Origin of the sequence: Nocardioides sp. SLBN-35, from assembly GCF_006715725.1 — a bacterium.
Taxonomy (GTDB): Bacteria; Actinomycetota; Actinomycetes; order Propionibacteriales; family Nocardioidaceae; genus Nocardioides.
In genome coordinates, this window is the sequence record NZ_VFNU01000001.1 from 2414074 (window position 1) to 2432308 (window position 18235).

Sequence of the window (18235 nt, forward strand, 5' to 3'; positions counted from 1 at the left end):
CCATGAAGCTGTCCACCGAGTCCGAAGCCGTCGTCGCCGCCACCGCGGGCGTCGTGGCCGAGCACGCCGAGGCGATCACCGGCGTCTTCTACCCGGACATGTTCGCCGCCCGCCCGGAGCTGCTCGACGTGTTCAACCGGGCGAACCAGGCGGTCGGCGAGCAGCCGAAGGCGCTCGCCGCGTCGGTCGTCGCCTTCGCCGTCCATCTCATCGACCCGGACGCACCCGATTTCGGCCCGGTGCTGCGTCGCATCGCCCACAAGCACGTCTCCCTGGGCATCCATGCGGCCCAGTACACGATCGTCGGGCACCACCTGCTCAAGGCCGTCAAGACCGTGCTGGGCGAGGCGGTCACGCCGGAGGTGGCCGCCGCGTGGGACGAGGTGTACTGGCTCTTCGCCACCGCCCTGATCGCCGAGGAGGCCCGCCTGTACGCCGGCCACGGCACCGACCCGGCCCACCCGTGGCGCCCGCACCGGGTCGCCGAGCGGGTCGAGGAGTCTGAGGACGTGTTCTCGCTCGTGCTGGTCCCCCTCGACGGCGAGGTCCTCCCGCACCGCACGGGCCAGTACGTCGCGATCGCCGTGGACCTGCCGGACGGCACCCGCCAGCCGCGGCAGTACACGATCTCCTCCGGCCCCGGCAACGACTCGCTGCGGGTGACCGTCAAGCGGATGCGCGGCACCGACGGCGCCCCCGACGGCCAGGTGTCCGGCTGGCTGCACGAGCACGCAGTCCCGGGCGCCGTCCTCGACGTCTCCCAGCCGTGCGGGGACGTGGTGCTCGACGAGTCCGAGGTCCCCCTGGTGCTGGTGTCCGCGGGAATCGGCATCACGCCGGTGCTGGCGATCATGGCGGACCTGTCCCGTCGGCAGCCGGCCCGGACGGTGCGGCTGTTCCACGCCGACCGGTCCCACGACGACCACACCCTCTACGTCGAGCTGCGGCGCAGGGTGCTGGCGATGGCGGACGCCCGGGCACAGAACTGGTACGAGGAGCGCGCCGACTCCGCGCCCACGCTGCACCCAGCACGGGCGGGCCGCATGGACCTGTCGGACGTGGAGATCCCGGAGCAGGCGCAGGTGGTGATGTGCGGCCCGATCCCGTTCATGCAGGAGGCTCGCCGCACGCTGATCGGTCAGGGCGTGCAGTCGGGCAACATCCACTACGAGGTGTTCGGGCCCGACCTGTGGGTGCAGCAGCCGGCCTGACCCGCCGGGACCTCAGTCGGTGCCGGCGCTGCCGGCAGCATCGGTACGGCGCAGCCGGACCACGCACGACCGCGGCGTGACGAACGGCTGGAGCGTGCCCAGCTCCAGAGGGCCGGGGACCTGCTCGAGCATCGACTCGACCAGCCGGGTGTGGACCGAGCACACCATCGGCCGCTCCTCGGCGCTCACGTCGCCGTAGTGGCAGGGTGTCAGCCCGATCGTGAGGTCCTCGACGTCGACCACCGGCTCGAGGCCGGTGTCGTCGAGGTGCTCGTAGAGCACGTCGAGCTGGTGGGCGGCCCCCTCGCCGAGTGACCCCCCGTGAGCGGGGTGCGGGGCGAGCTTGCGCAGCAGGTCGCCCCGCTGGGCCGCCTCCGCGGCCCGCTGGGCCGCCCGGGGGTTCTGGCTGGTGTCGCTCACGGGGACGAAGGCCACCGGCGGGCGTCCGCGCCGCTTCGTCGCGACCGTGTGACGGGCGACCAGGCCCTCCTCCTCGAGCACGCCGAGGTGGTCCCGCGCGGTGTTGACGTGCAGCCCCGTGGCCTCGGCGATCTCGGCCAGGAGGCTGCCGGGCCGGTGCTGGACGGCACGCAGCACCTTCAGCCGGCCCAGCGGAGTCAGGCCGCGGAAGTCGTGCGCACGGCGAGGCATCGGGCTCCCTGTCCGAGGGCGACCGGACGGTCGCGCCAACGGTCCGATCCTAAGCCCGGATCCGGGCTAAGCCCGTCACAACAGCGCACCGTGGTGCACGTACGGCGAGGGCGGGTCCATGCCGCGCAGGCCGAGGTGGCCGCGGGCGACCAGGTCCAGCCGGGCGGTCAGGCCGACCTCGACCGCCCAGTAGTTCGCCGACGTCACGTGGGCGATCTCGTAGCGCTCCTCGGCGCTCGCGAGGCACTCCCACAGCAGGGTGCGCGCGGCGTCCTCGTCGCGGGCCGCGAGCAACGCCATGACCCGGCCGTTCGTGTAGGCGTAGCCCGAGCGGTCGGTCGTCACGACCAGCCGGCCGGCGGCCAGCAGCCGCTCGTGGTCGGCGCCGTGCGGACCGCCCCGGTGGGCGCGGTCCAGGTCGTCCATCCAGGCCAGGTCGTCGGCGTCGCCCTCGCGCACCCCGGTCAGGGCCGGCAGCACCGACCGGTCGATCGCACCGTGCAGGGCGAGCTGGGGGTGCAGCCGGAACCCGGCCAGGTGGTAGCGGCGCAGCGCCCGGGGGTCGACGGAGGCGGCGAGCATCCCGCGGGGCGTGTCGGCGCCGTACGCCAGCGCGGCGTCGAGCACCTGCGCGCCGATCCCGGCCCCCTGCAGGCCCGGCCGGACCGCGAAGGTCGCCAGGCACCAGACCCGCTCGCGGCGGAAGCTGGTCGCGAACCCGACCACCTCGTCGTCCTGAACGGCGACCCAGCATCCGTCCGGGTCGGAGGCCAGGAAGCCCCGGGTACGGGCCTCCCAGGCCGCGCTGTGCGAGGCGGAGCGGCGCTCGGGCGGGGGCGCGGCGGGCAGCCGGTTGGCGACGTCGAGGGCGAAGAAGGCGTCGTCGCTGATCCCCTCGGCCAGGGGTACGTCGGCGTCGGTCATCGGTCGGATCAGCACGTCTTGCACACCTGTGACCGTAGACGTCCCCCATGATGTGACGCATGCGGATCCTGGTCGCCCCCGACAAGTTCGCGGGCACCCTGACGGCGGTCGAGGCCGCCGAGTCCATCGCGGCCGGCTGGCGCCGGCACGCGCCCGACGACGAGGTCGTGCTCGCCCCCATGTCGGACGGCGGGCCCGGGTTCGTCGACGTCCTGCACGCGACCCTCGGCGGCGAGCTGCTCGCCGTCGTCGGCGAGGCGCCGCAGGGCCACGAGGTCCCGGCCACGATCCTCGAGGTGGGCGACACCGTCTACGTCGAGAGCGCCCAGGTCTGCGGCGTCCACCTGACGGACGGCAAGCTCGGCGAGTTCGGTACGACGGTCGGCGTCGGCCGCCTGCTCCTCGAGGCGGTCAACGCCGGCGCCCGCCGGGTGGTGGTCGGGTTGGGTGGCTCGGGGACCAACGACGGGGGAGCCGGCCTGCTCGCCGCGCTCGGTGCGGACGCGGACGTCGCGCTGGACGTCGGCGGGATCTTCCTCGACGGGGTGAGCCGGGTCGACCTGAGCATCCCGCGCGGCCTGGTCGACGGCGTCGAGATCATCGCGGCGACCGACGTCGACAACCCGCTCACCGGGCTGTTCGGTGCGAGCAAGACCTTCGGCCCCCAGAAGGGCCTCGACGAAGAGACCCAGGTCCTGCTCGACGGGTTCCTCGAGAGCTTCGCGGCCGCGACCGACCGGCGGGTGGCCCTCGAGCCCGGCGCCGGTGCGGCCGGCGGGCTCGGCTTCGCGTTGATGCTGCTGGGCGGCACCCGCGTCTCCGGCATCGAGCTGGTCGCCGAGGCGGTCGGCCTGGCCCGCCAGGCCCGCGACGCCGACCTGGTCATCACCGGCGAGGGCGCCTTCGACTTCAGCAGCCGCGCCGGCAAGGTCCCGGCCGGGGTGGCCGCGATCGCAGCCGACGCGCTGCGCCCGTGCGTGGCGCTGGCCGGCCAGGTGCTCGTCGGGTCCCGGGAGATGCGCGCGCTCGGCATGGACGCGGCGTACTCCCTGGTCGACGCCGTGGGGGAGGAGCGGGCCTTCGCCGACCCGTCGGGTGCCCTGAGCGAGCTCGCGGCCAGGGTCGCCCGCACCTGGTCGAGCTGAGCCACTCGCGCCAAGAGTGGAACGTGTTCTAGATTGCCCGGGTGACGGACATCAGAACCCGCTTCGACGAGCTCCGGGCCGCCGAGCACGCGGACCCCGCCGACCTCGACGCCCTCTGGGCCGACCTCGCGACCGTGGAGGTCGAGGAGATGCTCGGTGCCTGGCGGGGCGGCGACTTCGCCACCGGGCACGTCGCCAGCAGCGTGCTGGAGAAGGTGCGCTGGCACGGCAAGCGCTTCGACAGCCCGCTCGAGGCGGTCCCGCTGGTCTGTCGCGACGAGAACGGGGAGCTCTACTCCAACCTCGCGGCCGGTGGCGGCGGCGAGGCGTCACTGTGGCCCGTCGGCTTCCGCGGCGAGGTCACGGCCACGATGGTCTACGACAAGATGCCCGTCCTCGACCACTTCAAGAAGGTGGACGCCGACACCGTCATGGGCATCATGAACGGCAAGCTCGCCGGGACCTTCGGCATCGACGACCTCTACTACTTCTGGCTGGAGCGTGACGCGTGAAGACGACTGCCTACCTCGTCGAGGAGCCCGGTGGCGAGTTCGTCGCCGCCGAGGTCGAGCTCGAGGAGCCCCGCGACGACGAGGTCCTGGTCCGCATCGTCGCGACCGGCCTGTGCCACACCGACCTGACCGTGCCGACCATGCTGCCGCAGGAGATGCTGCCGACCGTCGTCGGCCACGAGGGCACCGGCGTCGTGGAGAAGGTCGGTGCCGCCGTCAGCGGCATCGAGGTCGGCGACCACGTGGTGCTGAGCTTCCGCTCCTGCCGGCAGTGCGCGCCGTGCCTGGCCGGCGACGTCGGCTATTGCGAGCAGTCCCTGCTGCTCAACTACATGGGCATGCGCGCCGACGGCTCGACCACCATGAAGCGGAGCCAGGAGGATGGGGGCGGCCAGACCGTCTTCGGCAGCTTCTTCGGCCAGTCCAGCCTGGCCCGCCACGCCCTCGCGTACGCCGACAACTGCGTCGTCGTCGACAAGCGGCTCGACCTCACCCGCCTGGCACCCTTCGCCTGCGGCTTCCAGACCGGTGCCGGCACGGTGCTCAACGTCCTGGACCCCGCGCCCGGCGAGAGCATCGTCGTGTACGGCGCCGGCGCGGTCGGCCTCGCCGCGATCGCCGTCGCCCGCGGCGCCGGCGTGGAGACCGTGGTCGCCGTCGACCCGGTCGCCTCGCGCCGCGAGACGGCCGCGGGCTACGGGGCGATCGCGCTCGACCCGACCGAGGAGGGCGCCGCACCGGTCGAGGACCGGGTCCGCGAGGTGACCGGCGGCGGGGCGACGTACGCCATCGACACGACGGCCATCCCGGCCGTCGTACTGCAGGCCCAGCGCTCGCTGCGCACCCGCGGCATGCTGGTCGCGCTCGGGCTCGGCGCGCCGGAGTACACCATCGACGCGATCGACCTGCTCTCGAGCGGCAAGATCGTGCGCTCCTCGATCGAGGGGGAGGCCGATCCGCTGGTCACGATCCCCGAGCTGATCGCGCTGCGAGAGGCGGGCAGGTTCGACGTCGACCACCTCGTCACGACATACCCGTTCGAGAAGATCGCCGACGCGGTGGCCGACTCCAGGGCGGGGACGGTGGTCAAGCCGGTCCTCGTCTGGGGGGAATAACCAGGACTGTGCGACCATTGGGCTAGTCGAACACCCTTTGGCTACACCGACTGACACACCCTGGAGTGAGCATGAGCGACAGCTGCTGCGGAGGCGGCCACAGCCACGAGGCCCCCGGCGCGACCACGACCGTCGCGGCCCCGGTGGACCTCGAGCGCCGTGAGGACCAGATCAACCTGAGCCCGGTGGCGGCCACGAAGGTGAAGAGCCTGCTCGAGCAGGAGGGTCGCGACGACCTCTCCCTGCGCATCTCGGTGCAGCCCGGCGGCTGCTCGGGCCTGCGCTACCAGCTCTTCTTCGACGAGCGCACCCTCGACGGCGACATCGTCACCGACTTCGACGGCGTGGCCGTCGTCGTCGACCGGATGAGCGTGCCCTACCTCAACGGCGCGGTCATCGACTTCGTCGACACGATCGAGAAGCAGGGCTTCACGATCGACAACCCGAACGCCACGGGCTCCTGCGCCTGCGGCGACTCGTTCCACTGAGGTTGAGTTGCCACTTTCTCACCGTTGAATTGCCACAGCCGCACGGGCTACCCGTGCGGCTGTGGCAATTCAACGGTGAGAAAGTGGCAACTCAACCCGTCAGTCCAGGTGGAGGTGCAGCGCGTTGGCGAGGCGCTGGGCGGCCTCGGAGATCTGGATGTCGCGCTTCGGCACCTCGCGCGGCTGGTCGTCGAAGTGGATGCTCGGCGCGGGTCGGGTGGCCTTGACGGCGGCGTCCTGGAGGCGCCGGCTGACGGCCTGGCAGTCGGCGTGCAGGTCGGCGGGGCTGGCGATCTCTTCGTACGGCGGCATGTCTTCGACGCTAAGCGTTACTTTCCAGTACTCCCAGGGGGAACGCCGTCGCGCCGGCTACGGCTCGGTTAACCTTTCGTATCGTGACTGCACCCACGGGCTCCCTCCTGATCGCCGGCTCGATCGCCACCGACCACCTGATGACCTTCGGCGGGAAGTTCGCCGACTCGCTGGTCGTCGAGCAGCTCGACAAGCTGTCGGTCTCGTTCCTGGTCAACGACCTCGAGATCCGCCGTGGGGGCGTGGCGCCCAACATGTGCTTCGGGCTGGCCCGGCTCGGGCTGCGGCCCGTGCTCGTCGGTGCCGCGGGCGAGGACTTCGCCGACTACCGCTCCTGGCTCGAGCGCAACGGCGTCGACTGCGACTCCGTGCACATCTCGGAGAGCAAGCACACCGCCCGCTTCGTGTGCACCACCGACACCACCATGGCCCAGTTCGCGTCCTTCTACCCGGGCGCGATGAGCGAGGCCAGCCAGATCGAGCTGCTGCCGATCGTCGAGCGGGTCGGCGCGCCGGCGTACGTCCTCATCGGTGCCGACGACCCCGACGCCATGAAGCGGCACACCGAGGAGTGCCGCCAGCGCGGCTACGCCTTCATCGCCGACTGCTCCCAGCAGCTCGCGTTCGCCGAGGGCGACCTGATCCGCGACCTCATCGAGGGGGCGGCGATCCTGTTCTCCAACGAGTACGAGTCGCACGTCATCGAGAAGAAGACCGGCTGGAGCGCCGAGGAGGTCCTCTCCAAGGTCGGCCTGCAGGTCACCACGCTCGGCAAGGACGGCGTCCGGGTCACCTCCAGCGACGGCACCTCCTTCGAGGTTCCCGCCGCCAAGGACGTCGCCGCGGTCGAGCCGACCGGCGTCGGCGACGCCTTCCGGGGCGGCTTCCTGGCCGCGCTGTCGTGGGGCACCTCGCTCGAGCGCGCCGCCCAGGTCGGCTGCGTGCTCGCCGCCTACGTCGTCGAGACCGTCGGCACCCAGGAGTACGAGTTCACCCACGAGCAGTTCGTCGCGCGCATCCGCGACTCGTACGGCGACGACGCGGCCGACGAGGTCGCCAAGTACCTCAGCTGAGGCGCCGCACCACGTAGCGGGGCGCGCCGTCCGCGGCGCGCTCCTCGCCGACGTACTCCTGCCCGCGCATCCGGCACCACGCCGGCACGTCGTGCCGCGCCGCCGGGTCGCGGGCGACCACGGCGAGCAGGTCGCCGACCTCCACGGTCGGCAGCGCCTTCGCGAGCTCGATGACCGGGCGCGGGCAGGGCAGGTCGCGGCAGTCGATCTCGGTGGTCACAGACCGGCCTCCGCCCGGATCCGGCCGACCTCGTCGGCGAGGGCGGCACAGAACGCCTCGACCTGCGCGGCGGTGGTGTCGCGGCCCAGCGAGACCCGCACGTTGCCGTGCGTGAGGGCGCCCATCGCGGCCAGCACGTGGCTGGGCTCGAGCGTCGAGGCGGTGCAGGCCGAGCCGCTGGCGACGCCGAAGCCGCGCCGCGCGAGCGCGCTGACGATCTCGTCGCCGCCGACGTAGAGGCAGGAGAACGTCACCAGGTGGGGGAGCCGGGCCACCGGATCGCCCACGACCTCGGTGTCGGGCAGGGCCGCCGCAGCCGCCCGGATCCGGTCGACGAGCGCGTGCTGGCGCGCGGCGACCTCCTCCCGCTCCGCCAGGACGGCCTGCAGCGCGGCCGCCGCGGCGAGCGCCGCGGGCACGTCGGGGAAGCCGCCCAGCTGGTCCAGGCCGTCGTCACCCGGGAACGGGTTGGTCCACCGGGTGCCGCGCCTGACGGCCAGCACGCCGACGCCGGCCGGGCCGCCCCACTTGTGCGCCGACGCGGTCAGCGCGTCCCACCGGCGGGGGAGCGGCACGTGGCCGACGGCGGCGGCCGCGTCCACCAGCAGCGGTACGCCGGCCGGCAGGTCGAGCCCGTCGACCCGCTGCACCGTCCCCACCTCCTGGTTGGCGGCCTGCAGCGCCACCGCGCCCACGCCGGGGAGGCGCGCCGCCCCGGCCAGCGCGGCGAGGTCGACATGGCCGAGCGCGTCGACCGGGATGCTCGCCTGGGCGGGGGAGGGACGCCAGGCGGCGGCGTGGAGCACCGCGGAGTGCTCGACCGCTCCGTGCACGATCCCGTCGCGCCCGCTCGCCGCGGTCAGGCCCAGCAGGCCGCGGTGCACGGCGTCGGTCCCCGAGGCCGTGAAGCCCACCTCGTCGGGCCGGGCGCCGAGGCACTCGGCCACGACCGCCCGGGCGTTGTCGAGGAGCAGTCGCGCGTCGCGCCCGGCGGCGTGCAGGCGCCGTGGGTCGCCGTACCCGCGGTCCAGGGCGGCCAGCAGGGTGTCCCGGGCCGCCGGGTGGAGCGGGGTCGACGAGGCCGAGTCGAGGTAGACCTCGGAGGTACTGCTCACATCCGAACCCTAGAACACCCCAACGGAAGGACCCCTTGCCCCGACCGGGGCCGCACTCCGCTAGTGTTCGCAGTGGTTCTGACCCTCGAGAGGAAGGCTCGTTCGTGGGCTGGTGGCACCCCGAGCGCACGCGTGGCGCGCAGCGACGTTTCCGTCGCGCGACCCCGCTCGCCGGATTCGTCGTACTCGCGCTCGCGCTGTCCGGCTGCTCGACCGATACCCAGTGGGAACGGTTCGGCATGCCGGAGATCACGACCACGCAGGGTGAGCACATCCTGCACCTGTGGCAGGGCGCCTGGATCGCCGCGCTGGTGACCGGTGTCATCACGTGGGCGCTCATCATCGGCGTCCCGATCTGGTTCCGTCGTCGCAGCGACGACGAGGTCCCCGTGCAGACGCGCTACAACCTGCCGATCGAGATCTTCTACACGATCTTCCCGGTCATCATGGTCATCGCGTTCTTCTCGCAGACCGTGCGAGTGCAGAACATCGCACTCGAGCACGACCCCAACCCCGACGTGGTCGTCACGGTCGTGGGCCAGAAGTGGCAGTGGACGTTCAACCAGCCTTACGAGGGCAAGAACGTCTTCGTCTCCGGCACCGGTGAGGACATCCCGGACCTCGTGATCCCGGTCGACAAGACCATCGAGTTCCAGCTGCGCAGCCCCGACGTCATCCACAACTTCGGCATCCCGGCCTTCGCGATGCGCATGGACGTCGTCCCGGGCAACAAGAACTCCTACCAGGTGACGCCGACCGAGATCGGCGACTACGACGGCAAGTGCTACGAGCTGTGCGGTGTCTACCACTCGCGGATGCTCTTCAACGTGAAGGTCGTCTCCGAGGCTGACTACGAGGCCTACCTCGCCGACCTGGCCAAGGACCCCGACCACGTGTCGGACGAGCCTGTCGAAGGCGGCAAGTACGCCAAGCAGCCCATCAACGACGACGAGGGAGAGCACGAGTGACCACTCTCGCGCGTTCCGCGGACCTCAGCCAGCGCAAGCCGCTCGGCCAGCAGATCGTCCGCGCGATGACCACGACCGATCACAAGCTGATCGGCAACCTGTACTTCGGCACCGCACTGGCCTGGTTCATGGCCGGCGGCATCATGGCGCTTCTCATCCGGTCCGAGCTCGCCTATCCGGGCAGCCAGATCGTCAACGAGGAGCTCTACAACCAGCTCTTCACGATGCACGGCACGATCATGCTGCTGCTGTTCGCGACGCCGCTGTTCTTCGGCTTCGGCAACGCGATCATGCCGCTGCAGATCGGCGCGCCCGACGTCGCGTTCCCGCGCCTCAACATGTTCAGCTACTGGCTGTACCTGTTCGGCGGCCTGATCGCCGGCGCCGGCTTCCTCACCCCGCAGGGCGCCGCGTCCTTCGGCTGGTTCGCCTACACGCCGCTGTCCGACTCGGTCAACAGCCCCGGCGTCGGTGGTGACCTGTGGATCATGGGTCTGTGGATGGCGGGTCTCGGCACCATCCTCGGTGCGGTCAACTTCATCACCACGATCATCTGCATGCGTGCCCCCGGCATGACCATGTTCCGGATGCCGATCTTCGTCTGGACCGTGCTGATCACGGCGATCCTGGTGCTGATCGCGTTCCCGATCCTCGCCGGCGCGCTGCTCTCCCTCGAGGCCGACCGCCAGATCGGCGCCCACGTGTTCGACGCCTCGCACGGCGGGGCGATCCTGTGGCAGCACCTGTTCTGGTTCTTCGGGCATCCCGAGGTCTACATCATCGCCCTGCCGTTCTTCGGCATCATCTCCGAGATCCTCCCGGTCTTCAGCCGCAAGCCGATCTTCGGCTACGTCGGCCTGGTCGGCGCGACGCTCGGCATCGCGATCCTCTCGGTGGCCGTGTGGGCGCACCACATGTTCGTCACCGGGGCCGTCAACCTGCCGTTCTTCTCCGGCATGACGTTCCTGATCGCCGTACCGACAGGCGTGAAGTTCTTCAACTGGATCGGCACGATGTGGGGCGGCTCAGTGCGCATGGACACACCCATGCTCTGGTCGATCGGCTTCCTCACGACCTTCCTCTTCGGTGGCCTGACGGGCATCATCCTGGCCAGTCCGCCGCTGGACTTCCACGTCTCCGACTCCTACTTCGTGGTGGCGCACTTCCACTACACGGTGTTCGGCACGGTCGTGTTCGCGATGTTCGCCGGCTTCTACTTCTGGTGGCCCAAGCTCACCGGTCGGATGCTCGACGAGCGCCTCGGCAAGATCCACTTCTGGCTGCTGTTCATCGGCTTCCACACGACCTTCCTGGTCCAGCACTGGCTGGGCATCGAGGGCATGTCGCGGCGCTACGCCGACTACCTGCCGCGTGACGGCTTCACCACGCTGAACCAGGTCTCGACGATCGGCGCGTTCATCCTCGCCTCCTCGATGCTGCCGTTCTTCTACAACGTCTACGTCTCGCGCAAGGGTCCGCTGGTCAACACCGACGACCCGTGGGGCTGGGGCCGGTCGCTGGAGTGGGCCACGAGCTGCCCGCCGCCGCGCCACAACTTCCACTCGATCCCGCGGATCCGCTCGGAGTCGCCGGCGTTCGACCTCCACCACCCGGAGATCGCCGCCATCGAGATGTACGACGAGCCGGTCGCCGCCGGCGCCGGTGCCAAGGAGGTCGACGCCTGATGAAGGTCGAAGCATGGATCTTCGGCGTGACCACGATCTTCCTGGTCCTGGTCAGCCCTGCCTACTGGTTCATCACCGACGGCAGTGACCACGGCGCCGACTGGACCGGCACCTCCGCGCTGGTGATGACCACGCTGCTGTGCGCCATGGTCACGCTCTACATCGGGTTCCACGCCAACCGGATGGACGCCCGTCCGGAGGACCTCAAGGACGGCGAGATCGCCGACGGCGCGGGCGAGCTGGGCTTCTTCCCGCCGTACTCCTGGTGGCCGCTGTGGTGCGCCGCGTGCCTCGGCGTGATCGTCCTCGCGCTGGCCATGCTGGCGTGGTGGCTCGTGATCATCGGGTTCGTCCTCGGCGCGATCGCGCTGAGTGGCTGGATCTTCGAGTACTACCGCGGCGTCTACGCCCACTGATCGACCCTGATCCACCCGCTGAGCCCCGCTCAGCACCCTCGTCGGCGGTGTCCCACCTCACGGTGTGACACCGCCGACGTGCTTTCCAGCCCGGAATCTCCGGGCGGGGCAGGTACCCTCGTTCCGTGCCTTCCCCGCTGACACGCTCCCGCTCGCGCGCCCTGCGCGCCGCCGCCCTGCTGGCTGCCGTCGCGCTCGTCGCGACCGCCTGCGACGGCTCGGGATTCGTCCCCGGCGGAGACGACCCGGCAGGCGACGAGACCACGGCGGCCGCTGCCTCCGAGGCGATCGTGACGACCAATGTCAAGGACGACGCGTCCGGCGTCCCTGTCGACAAGGTGGTCCGGGTCAAGGCGGACAAGGGCACGCTGAGCTCGGTGGTGCTCAAGTCGAAGTCCGGCCGGGTCGAGGGACAGATCCGCGGCGACGGTGCCCGCTGGGTGTCCTCGGGCGGCCTCGAGCCCGACACCCGCTACCGCGTGCGCGCCGTCGCCCGCAACAGCGACGGCAAGGAGGTCGAGAGCATCTCCACCTTCACCACCCAGTCGCTGAGCCTGGACCAGCAGACCTACGCCTCGATCGCGCCCCTGCAGGGCGAGACGGTCGGCGTCGGCATGCCGGTCATCGTGACCTTCGACCTCCCGGTCACCGACCAGGCGAGCTTCGAGAAGCACATGACCGTCACGTCCACGCCCGCACAGCCGGGCTCCTGGTACTGGGTCAGCAGCAAGGAGGCGCACTGGCGCCCCGAGTCCTACTGGCAGGCCGGCACCAAGGTCAGTGTCGACGTCGGCGTCAACGGCGTCAGCGCCGGCGCAGGCATCTACGGCCAGGAGGACCGCAGGGTCGACTTCGAGATCGGCGCCGCCCACGTCTACAAGGTCAACGCGCGCACCCACCAGATGAAGGTCTTCGAGAACGGCAAGCTGCTGCGCACGCTGCCGATCACGACCGGCAAGGCCGGCTTCACGACCCGCTCCGGCGTCAAGGTCATCATGGAGAAGTACGCCCAGAAGCGGATGAACTCCGAGACCGTCGGCATCGCCCGCGGCTCCGCCGAGGCCTACGACATCGACGACGTCAAGTGGGCCATGCGCCTGACCAGCTCCGGTGAGTTCATCCACGCCGCGCCGTGGTCGGTCGGCTCCCAGGGCCACGCCAACGTCTCCCACGGCTGCACCGGCATGAGCACCGACAATGCCGCCTGGCTCTACTCGATGACCCGCCGCGGCGACGTGGTCGAGTACGTCGGCACCGACCGCCAGATGGAGCCCGGCAACGGCTGGGGCGACTGGAACGTCTCCTGGAACGACTACGTCGCGGGTTCCGCGCTCAGCTGAGCGCGTCAGGCCGGGCCATCGGCCGCCGACGGTGGCGGGCCAGGAGCGCGTGCAACCGCGGGGTCAGGCGGAGCTTGGCTGCGGCGGCCGCGACGTGCCAGCCGCGGCGCCGGTAGTCGCGCGCCATCAGGTCGAGGAACGCCGCCTCCTCGTCGAAGCGGGTGCCCGACTCCGCCTGCACCGACGACACGGAGGCGGAGTGCCTGCGGTACTCGAAGGTGACAGCAGGGTCGACGGCGAGGGTGCCACGGTCGGCGAGCACGTCGAGGAGCAGGGCCAGGTCGACGACGATGTCGTAACCGGGACGGAAGCCGATCGCCTGTGCTACCTCCCTGCGCCACGCGATGGCCGGGAAGGTCGTCCAGTTGCCGGTGAGGAGACGGACGGAGGCCCGCTGGCCGGAGTGGACACGGACGTCGCGATGGGAGGGGCGCAGGAGCCGCTTGACGCGATCGACCAACGGAAGATGAGGGGCGCCGTGCTCGTCGATCACCTCGACGCCGGGTTGGATCATGTCCGCACCGGTGCGTCGCGCCGTCTCACGCATCCTCGCGACATACCCGGGGAGCAGCCGGTCGTCGCCGCCCATGAACACCACGTAGTCGGCCGTGGCGACGTCGAGGGATGCCTGGAAGTTGCGGTTCAGGCCGATGTTCGCGGTGTGCCGGACGACGGTGATCCGTGGGTCACCGTCGCCGACGGCAGCGCTCGCCGCAGGATCGGGGTAGCAGTCGTCGAGGACGGTCAACCGCCACTCGGGATCGCTCTGGGCGCGGATGCTGTCGACCGCCTCGAGCAGGTGGTCCGGGTCTCCGTAGAACGGCAGGACGAACTCGACCGACGGGAGGTTGCTAGGCGTCGGAGTCACAGCGCTCGGCGTACGCCGCCTGCAGGAGGGCGTGCGCGCGGGCCAGCTCGGCAACGCGGTGCTCGATCGCGCGGTTCCGCATCGCCTGGGCGATCGAGGTGAACGTGAAGACGACGATCAGGAGGTACAGCAGCAGGTGCGGGCCCTCCTCGACACCTGCGCGGTGAGCGACGTCGGACACGAGGCTGGGGGCCAGGACGCTCACGATCGCGGCGGCCGCGACCAGCATCCCGGCGAGGCGGGTGAGCGCGAGCCGGTTGCCGGTCGGGTGGCGCAGCAGCCACCACGACGCGACGGCGATGCTCGCGATGAGGAAGATCCGGATGATCATGCCGGTGATCGCAATCGGTCGCTGGCGAGGTCGTAGAGGATGTTCAGCGCGTTGAGGTTCGACTGCCCCTTGCTGCGCGAGTAGTCCGAGTAGCACATGGTGACGGGGTGCTCGCGCCACGAGAGCGAGGCGCTGACGATCCGGGACTCGATCTCGGAAGCATGCGCCATGCCGCGCTGGCGCAGGTTCATCGCGGCCAGGGCACGGCGGTTGAGCACCCGCAGGCCGTTGTGGGTGTCGGTCAGGCGGATGCCCGTCAGGGTGCGCGAGAACCGCAGGGCCGCGGCCATGAGAACGCGACGGGCGTGGGGCTGCCCCTCGGTGCGACCGAGGTTGCGGGAGCCGAGGACGATGTCGGTCCCGGTGTCCGTGGCGAGGCCGACCATCGTGACCGCGTCGGCGACGAGGTACTGGCCGTCGGCGTCGAAGGTGACGACGTGGGTCGCGTCGGTGTGGCGCAGCACGTAGTCGAAGCCCGTCTGCAGCGCCGCACCCTGGCCGAGGTTGACCGGGTGGCGCAGGACCGTCGCACCCGCCTCCCGGGCGACCTGCGCCGACGCGTCACGGGAGCCGTCGTCCACGCACACGACGTGCGGGAAGACCTCGCGCAGAGCGGCGACCACGGACCCGACCATGCCGGCCTCGTCGTACATCGGCACCACGACGACGGTGCGATCGAAGGCGGGGGACGTGCTCACGTCGACGAGGTTAGTGAGGAGGACGGCTCCGCGACATGCGTCCCGCCCAAGTGTGGCCGACAGTCCGCGGTGCCCTAGCCCGTTGGGACTAGGCCGGGTGCCGACCGCTCCCAGCCGGTCCGGACCCGATCCACCGGTCGGCGAGGTACGCCGCGCCGGCGCCGATGCCGAGGATGACAAGGAAGGCGGGCGGGTTCTCGCGCAGGGCGTCCAGGGCGAGGTTGTAGCGCCACGCGGAGCCGTCGCCGTCGCCGTCGGTCGAGGCGGCGCCGAACAGGACCCCGATGGCCAGTAGGCCCACCTGCAGCCCGACCAGGACGGCCGCCGCGGTCCGGCCGCGCCGCCCGAGCCGTGCCGCGGCGAGCGCGAGGAGCGGGAAGCACGCGCACAGCGTCTCCAGCGGGAGCCGGTAGCCCCAGAACCCCGTGCCACCCTGGAACGGGTTCAGATACACCTGGATCAGGAGGTACACCGCACCGCCGACGGCGAGTGCCCGGACCCAGTCGGGTGCTTCTCGCCAGGCGCCGCGGAGGAGCGGCAGGAGCACGAGCAGGCACGGCGTCCAGACCAGGACGCCGACGCCGGGGGAGACGAGGATGCCGGCGACGTCAGCGGCGCGCTCCGGCCAGCTGCGCGAGGCCGGCCACGCGCTGAGGCTGCTCGCGGCGTAGCCTGCGGTGGGGCTCCATGATCCGTACAGCCAGTGTCCCCAGACGGAACTCAGCAGGACGAAGGGGAGACTGCCGACGGCGATGCGGACGGCGATACCCGGCTGCCGGCGGGCGAGCGCCACGCCGACGCCGAGCACGGCGACGACGACGGCGAGGTGGAGGCGGCCGACGAGCGCGACACCCCCGAGGATCCCCGCGAGCCACCAGCGCTCGCGGGCGGCCGCGGCGGCCATGCCGGCGATTCCGAGTACTCCGACCGTGTGTGGCCAGAGGTCGTTGCCTGCGATGCTCCACAGCGGCGTGCCGGCGGCGAGGGCCGCGGTGCAGGCAACGGCGACCGGGCCCGGGACCAGGCGGGACGCGGCCAGGAGCAGCAGGGCGGCGGTCAGAGCGACCAGTGCGGAGGCGGACAGAGATCCCGGAACGTCGCTGAAGCGGCCCGATCGGTCGGTGTCGAACCAGCCGGCGATCGCATACGCGGGCACGCCGGCGAGGATCGCTCCCGGGCTGCGAGCAACGACCCGGTGCCCGTTGTCGGGGTTGATCACCGTCCACAGGGCGTCGCTGTCGACGTCGTCGACGCCGGGCCACGCTGGCAGCTGGTCGGGGGAGACCCCGTCGACCCACGGCGTCCCGCTGGTCGCGAGACGCCACGCTCCGAGGTCGGCGGACCACACGTCGCCGGTGATGGGCGGGTTCAGTGCGCCCAGGCTGCAGAGCAGGAACACAGCGACCCCGAACGCCGCGATGACGCGGCGCCGGGGTCGGCTGCGGTCGTGCTGGTTGATCAGTGCTCTGCCGGACCGTGCCGGTTGGGGCCGGCGGCGATCTGCGACTCGAGCTCGTGGAGCTCGTGCTCCGCGTGGTGCTGGGCCTCGTGCAGCTCCTCGGCCGTGGGCTTCTGCACGTTGTCCGCGAAGAACACGGTCGCCAGCTTGGCCCGCAGCTTGCGCAGGCGCGCGCTGCGGCCCGTGGCACCCGAGGCGTCGATCTCCTCGACCGTCTCCGGCGTCGGGTCGTCGTCGCGGGCGGTGAGCGTGTAGGCCTTGCCCTCGGGGAGCGGGAGGTGCTTCTCGGCGTACCCGCCCTCGGGGGAGCGGACCAGGACGCCGGTCTCGTAGCCGTGGAGCAGCTTGCCCTCGTCGTGACGCTGGAGCGAGATGCACCAGCGACGCGTGATGATGAAGGCGATGACCGGTCCGAGGAACACCGCGGCCCGCATGAAGTACGTGATCTCGTTGATGCTCAGGTGCATCTTGATCGCGATGATGTCGTTGCCGCCCGCGGCCCAGGAGAGGCCGTAGAAGGTCATCAGCGCGACCATGATCGCGGTGCGGGTCGGAGCGTTGCGCGGACGCTGGAGCAGATGGTGCTCCCGCTTGTCGCCGGTGATCCAGGCCTCCAGGAACGGCAGCGCCATCAGGATCATCAGCATCAGCGGCGGCATCACCAGGATCGGGATCATCACGTTCCAGGACAGCGTGATGCCCCAGATGTGGGTCTCCCAGGCCGGGATGATGCGCAGCAGGCCGTCGGGCCAGCCCATGTACCAGTCGGGCTGCGAGCCGGCGGTCACCTTGGACGGGTCGTACGGGCCGTACTTCCAGACCGCGTTGATCGAGAACAGGCCACCCATCGTGGCGATGGTGCCGAACACGATGAAGAAGAAGCCGCCCGCCTTGGCCGCGTAGACCGGGAGCATCGGGTAGCCGACGACGTTCTGCTCGGTCCGGCCGGGACCAGGCCACTGGGTGTGCTTGTGGTAGACGAGCAGCAGCATGTGCGCGGCCACCAGCGCGAGCAGCAGGCCGGGGATGAGCAGGATGTGCATCGCGTAGAAGCGGGGGATGATCGCGTCACCCGGGAACTCGCCGCCGAACAGGAAGAACGACATGTAGGAGCCGATGACCGGCGAGGCCTTCATGAAGCCGTCCGCGGCGCGCACGCCGGTGCCGGAGAGCAGGTCATCGGGAAGCGAGTAGCCGGTGAAGCCCTCGATCGTGCCGAGCAGCAGCAGCAGGCAGCCGATCACCCAGTTGAGCTCGCGCGGCTTGCGGAAGGCGCCGGTGAAGTAGACGCGCATCATGTGGATCATCATCGAGGCGATGAAGATCATCGCGCCCCAGTGGTGCATCTGCCGCATGAGCAGGCCGCCGCGCACGTCGAACGAGATGTCGAGCGAGGAGGCGTACGCCGAGGACATGTGGACGCCGCGCAGCGGGTCGTAGGCGCCGTCGTACTGGACCTCGGTCATGCTCGGGTCGAACCACAGCGTCAGGAAGACACCGGTCAGCAGGACGACCACGAAGCTCCACAGGGCGATCTCGCCCAGCATGAACGACCAGTGGTCCGGGAACACCTTGCGGATGTTCTTCTTCATCGCCGTGCCGAGGCCCAGGCGCTCGTCGGCCCAGTTGGCGATGGCGCCGGCGGCCTTGCCACCCTTGGCGGTGGCGGGCGTCGTGCCGTTGGTCGTGGCGACCTTGCTCATG

The 18235-nt window shown here is 70.9% G+C and carries 20 protein-coding genes; 10 read left to right on the top strand and 10 right to left on the bottom strand.

Annotation, left to right across the window (positions count from 1 at the left end; translation table 11 throughout):
- The first annotated feature begins 2 nt into the window (after positions 1-2).
- Positions 3-1211 carry a globin domain-containing protein gene (locus FBY23_RS11690; protein WP_141798299.1) on the top strand — a complete coding sequence of 403 codons (1209 nt, stop codon included), beginning with the start codon at positions 3-5 and terminating at the stop codon, positions 1209-1211.
- Between the two features lie 12 nt (positions 1212-1223).
- On the opposite strand, the gene FBY23_RS11695 is transcribed toward FBY23_RS11690, so the two are convergent.
- Positions 1224-1862, bottom strand: coding sequence for a helix-turn-helix domain-containing protein (locus FBY23_RS11695; protein WP_141798300.1), 639 nt, complete (start codon positions 1860-1862; stop codon positions 1224-1226).
- Positions 1863-1937: 75 nt separating this feature from the next.
- A complete protein-coding gene (locus tag FBY23_RS11700) occupies positions 1938-2801 on the bottom strand; it encodes a GNAT family N-acetyltransferase (protein ID WP_260805917.1) in 864 nt (287 codons plus the stop codon).
- 44 nt (positions 2802-2845) lie between these two features.
- On the opposite strand from FBY23_RS11700, the gene FBY23_RS11705 reads away from it, so the two are divergent.
- From FBY23_RS11705 to erpA, 4 genes are all read left to right on the top strand, one after another.
- Positions 2846-3931, top strand: a complete 1086-nt coding sequence (locus tag FBY23_RS11705; RefSeq protein ID WP_141798301.1) for a glycerate kinase — start codon at positions 2846-2848, stop codon at positions 3929-3931.
- Positions 3932-3972: 41 nt separating this feature from the next.
- On the top strand, positions 3973-4443 hold the full coding sequence (locus tag FBY23_RS11710) for a DUF4334 domain-containing protein (protein WP_222117805.1): 471 nt from the start codon (positions 3973-3975) through the stop codon (positions 4441-4443).
- A complete protein-coding gene (locus FBY23_RS11715) occupies positions 4440-5558 on the top strand; it encodes an NAD(P)-dependent alcohol dehydrogenase (RefSeq protein WP_141798303.1) in 1119 nt (372 codons plus the stop codon). The genes FBY23_RS11710 and FBY23_RS11715 overlap by 4 nt, the downstream gene beginning before the upstream one ends.
- 71 nt (positions 5559-5629) lie before the next feature.
- Positions 5630-6046 carry an iron-sulfur cluster insertion protein ErpA gene (gene erpA / locus FBY23_RS11720; protein WP_260805918.1) on the top strand — a complete coding sequence of 139 codons (417 nt, stop codon included), beginning with the start codon at positions 5630-5632 and terminating at the stop codon, positions 6044-6046.
- A gap of 99 nt (positions 6047-6145) precedes the next feature.
- Here the strand turns inward: erpA and FBY23_RS11725 are convergent, their stop codons facing one another.
- Positions 6146-6358, bottom strand: a complete 213-nt coding sequence (locus tag FBY23_RS11725; RefSeq protein WP_141798304.1) for a hypothetical protein — start codon at positions 6356-6358, stop codon at positions 6146-6148.
- Positions 6359-6498: 140 nt separating this feature from the next.
- Between FBY23_RS11725 and FBY23_RS11730 the strand changes: the two genes are divergently transcribed.
- Positions 6499-7431, top strand: coding sequence for a carbohydrate kinase family protein (locus tag FBY23_RS11730; RefSeq protein WP_141801005.1), 933 nt, complete (start codon positions 6499-6501; stop codon positions 7429-7431).
- Here the strand turns inward: FBY23_RS11730 and FBY23_RS11735 are convergent.
- Positions 7424-7651 (bottom strand): sulfurtransferase TusA family protein, encoded by a 228-nt coding sequence (locus FBY23_RS11735; protein ID WP_141798305.1) that lies wholly within the window; start codon positions 7649-7651, stop codon positions 7424-7426. The two genes, FBY23_RS11730 and FBY23_RS11735, sit on opposite strands and share 8 nt — an antisense overlap.
- Entirely contained in the window at positions 7648-8766 is a 1119-nt protein-coding gene (locus FBY23_RS11740; protein WP_141798306.1) for a cysteine desulfurase family protein, read from the bottom strand. Before FBY23_RS11740 ends, FBY23_RS11735 begins: the two co-directional genes overlap by 4 nt.
- Before the next feature lie 104 nt (positions 8767-8870).
- On the opposite strand from FBY23_RS11740, the gene coxB reads away from it, so the two are divergent.
- The 4 genes from coxB (at position 8871) to FBY23_RS11760 (ending at position 13175) form a co-directional block, all read left to right on the top strand.
- Positions 8871-9734: a cytochrome c oxidase subunit II gene (coxB, locus tag FBY23_RS11745; RefSeq protein ID WP_260805919.1), complete on the top strand. Its 864-nt coding sequence runs from the start codon at positions 8871-8873 to the stop codon at positions 9732-9734.
- A 65-nt stretch (positions 9735-9799) separates the two neighbouring features.
- Positions 9800-11419 carry a cytochrome c oxidase subunit I gene (gene ctaD, locus FBY23_RS11750; protein WP_141801007.1) on the top strand — a complete coding sequence of 540 codons (1620 nt, stop codon included), beginning with the start codon at positions 9800-9802 and terminating at the stop codon, positions 11417-11419.
- Complete coding sequence (locus tag FBY23_RS11755; protein ID WP_141798307.1) at positions 11419-11835, top strand: cytochrome c oxidase subunit 4; 417 nt, start codon at positions 11419-11421, stop codon at positions 11833-11835. Before ctaD ends, FBY23_RS11755 begins: the two co-directional genes overlap by 1 nt.
- Before the next feature lie 125 nt (positions 11836-11960).
- Positions 11961-13175 carry an Ig-like domain-containing protein gene (locus FBY23_RS11760; protein WP_260805920.1) on the top strand — a complete coding sequence of 405 codons (1215 nt, stop codon included), beginning with the start codon at positions 11961-11963 and terminating at the stop codon, positions 13173-13175.
- Here the strand turns inward: FBY23_RS11760 and FBY23_RS11765 are convergent.
- The 5 genes from FBY23_RS11765 to FBY23_RS11785 all read right to left on the bottom strand — a co-directional run bounded on the left by FBY23_RS11765 (position 13168) and on the right by FBY23_RS11785 (position 18234).
- Positions 13168-14043, bottom strand: coding sequence for a glycosyltransferase family 2 protein (locus FBY23_RS11765; RefSeq protein WP_141798308.1), 876 nt, complete (start codon positions 14041-14043; stop codon positions 13168-13170). The genes FBY23_RS11760 and FBY23_RS11765 overlap by 8 nt on opposite strands.
- Positions 14027-14374 (bottom strand): DUF2304 domain-containing protein, encoded by a 348-nt coding sequence (locus FBY23_RS11770; RefSeq protein WP_141798309.1) that lies wholly within the window; start codon positions 14372-14374, stop codon positions 14027-14029. The genes FBY23_RS11765 and FBY23_RS11770 overlap by 17 nt, the downstream gene beginning before the upstream one ends.
- A complete protein-coding gene (locus FBY23_RS11775; RefSeq protein ID WP_222117806.1) occupies positions 14371-15072 on the bottom strand; it encodes a glycosyltransferase family 2 protein in 702 nt (233 codons plus the stop codon). The genes FBY23_RS11770 and FBY23_RS11775 overlap by 4 nt, the downstream gene beginning before the upstream one ends.
- Before the next feature lie 88 nt (positions 15073-15160).
- Entirely contained in the window at positions 15161-16471 is a 1311-nt protein-coding gene (locus FBY23_RS11780; RefSeq protein ID WP_141798310.1) for a hypothetical protein, read from the bottom strand.
- A 59-nt stretch (positions 16472-16530) separates the two neighbouring features.
- Positions 16531-18234 carry a cytochrome bc complex cytochrome b subunit gene (locus FBY23_RS11785; RefSeq protein WP_260805921.1) on the bottom strand — a complete coding sequence of 568 codons (1704 nt, stop codon included), beginning with the start codon at positions 18232-18234 and terminating at the stop codon, positions 16531-16533.
- Between the last annotated feature and the right edge of the window lies 1 nt (position 18235).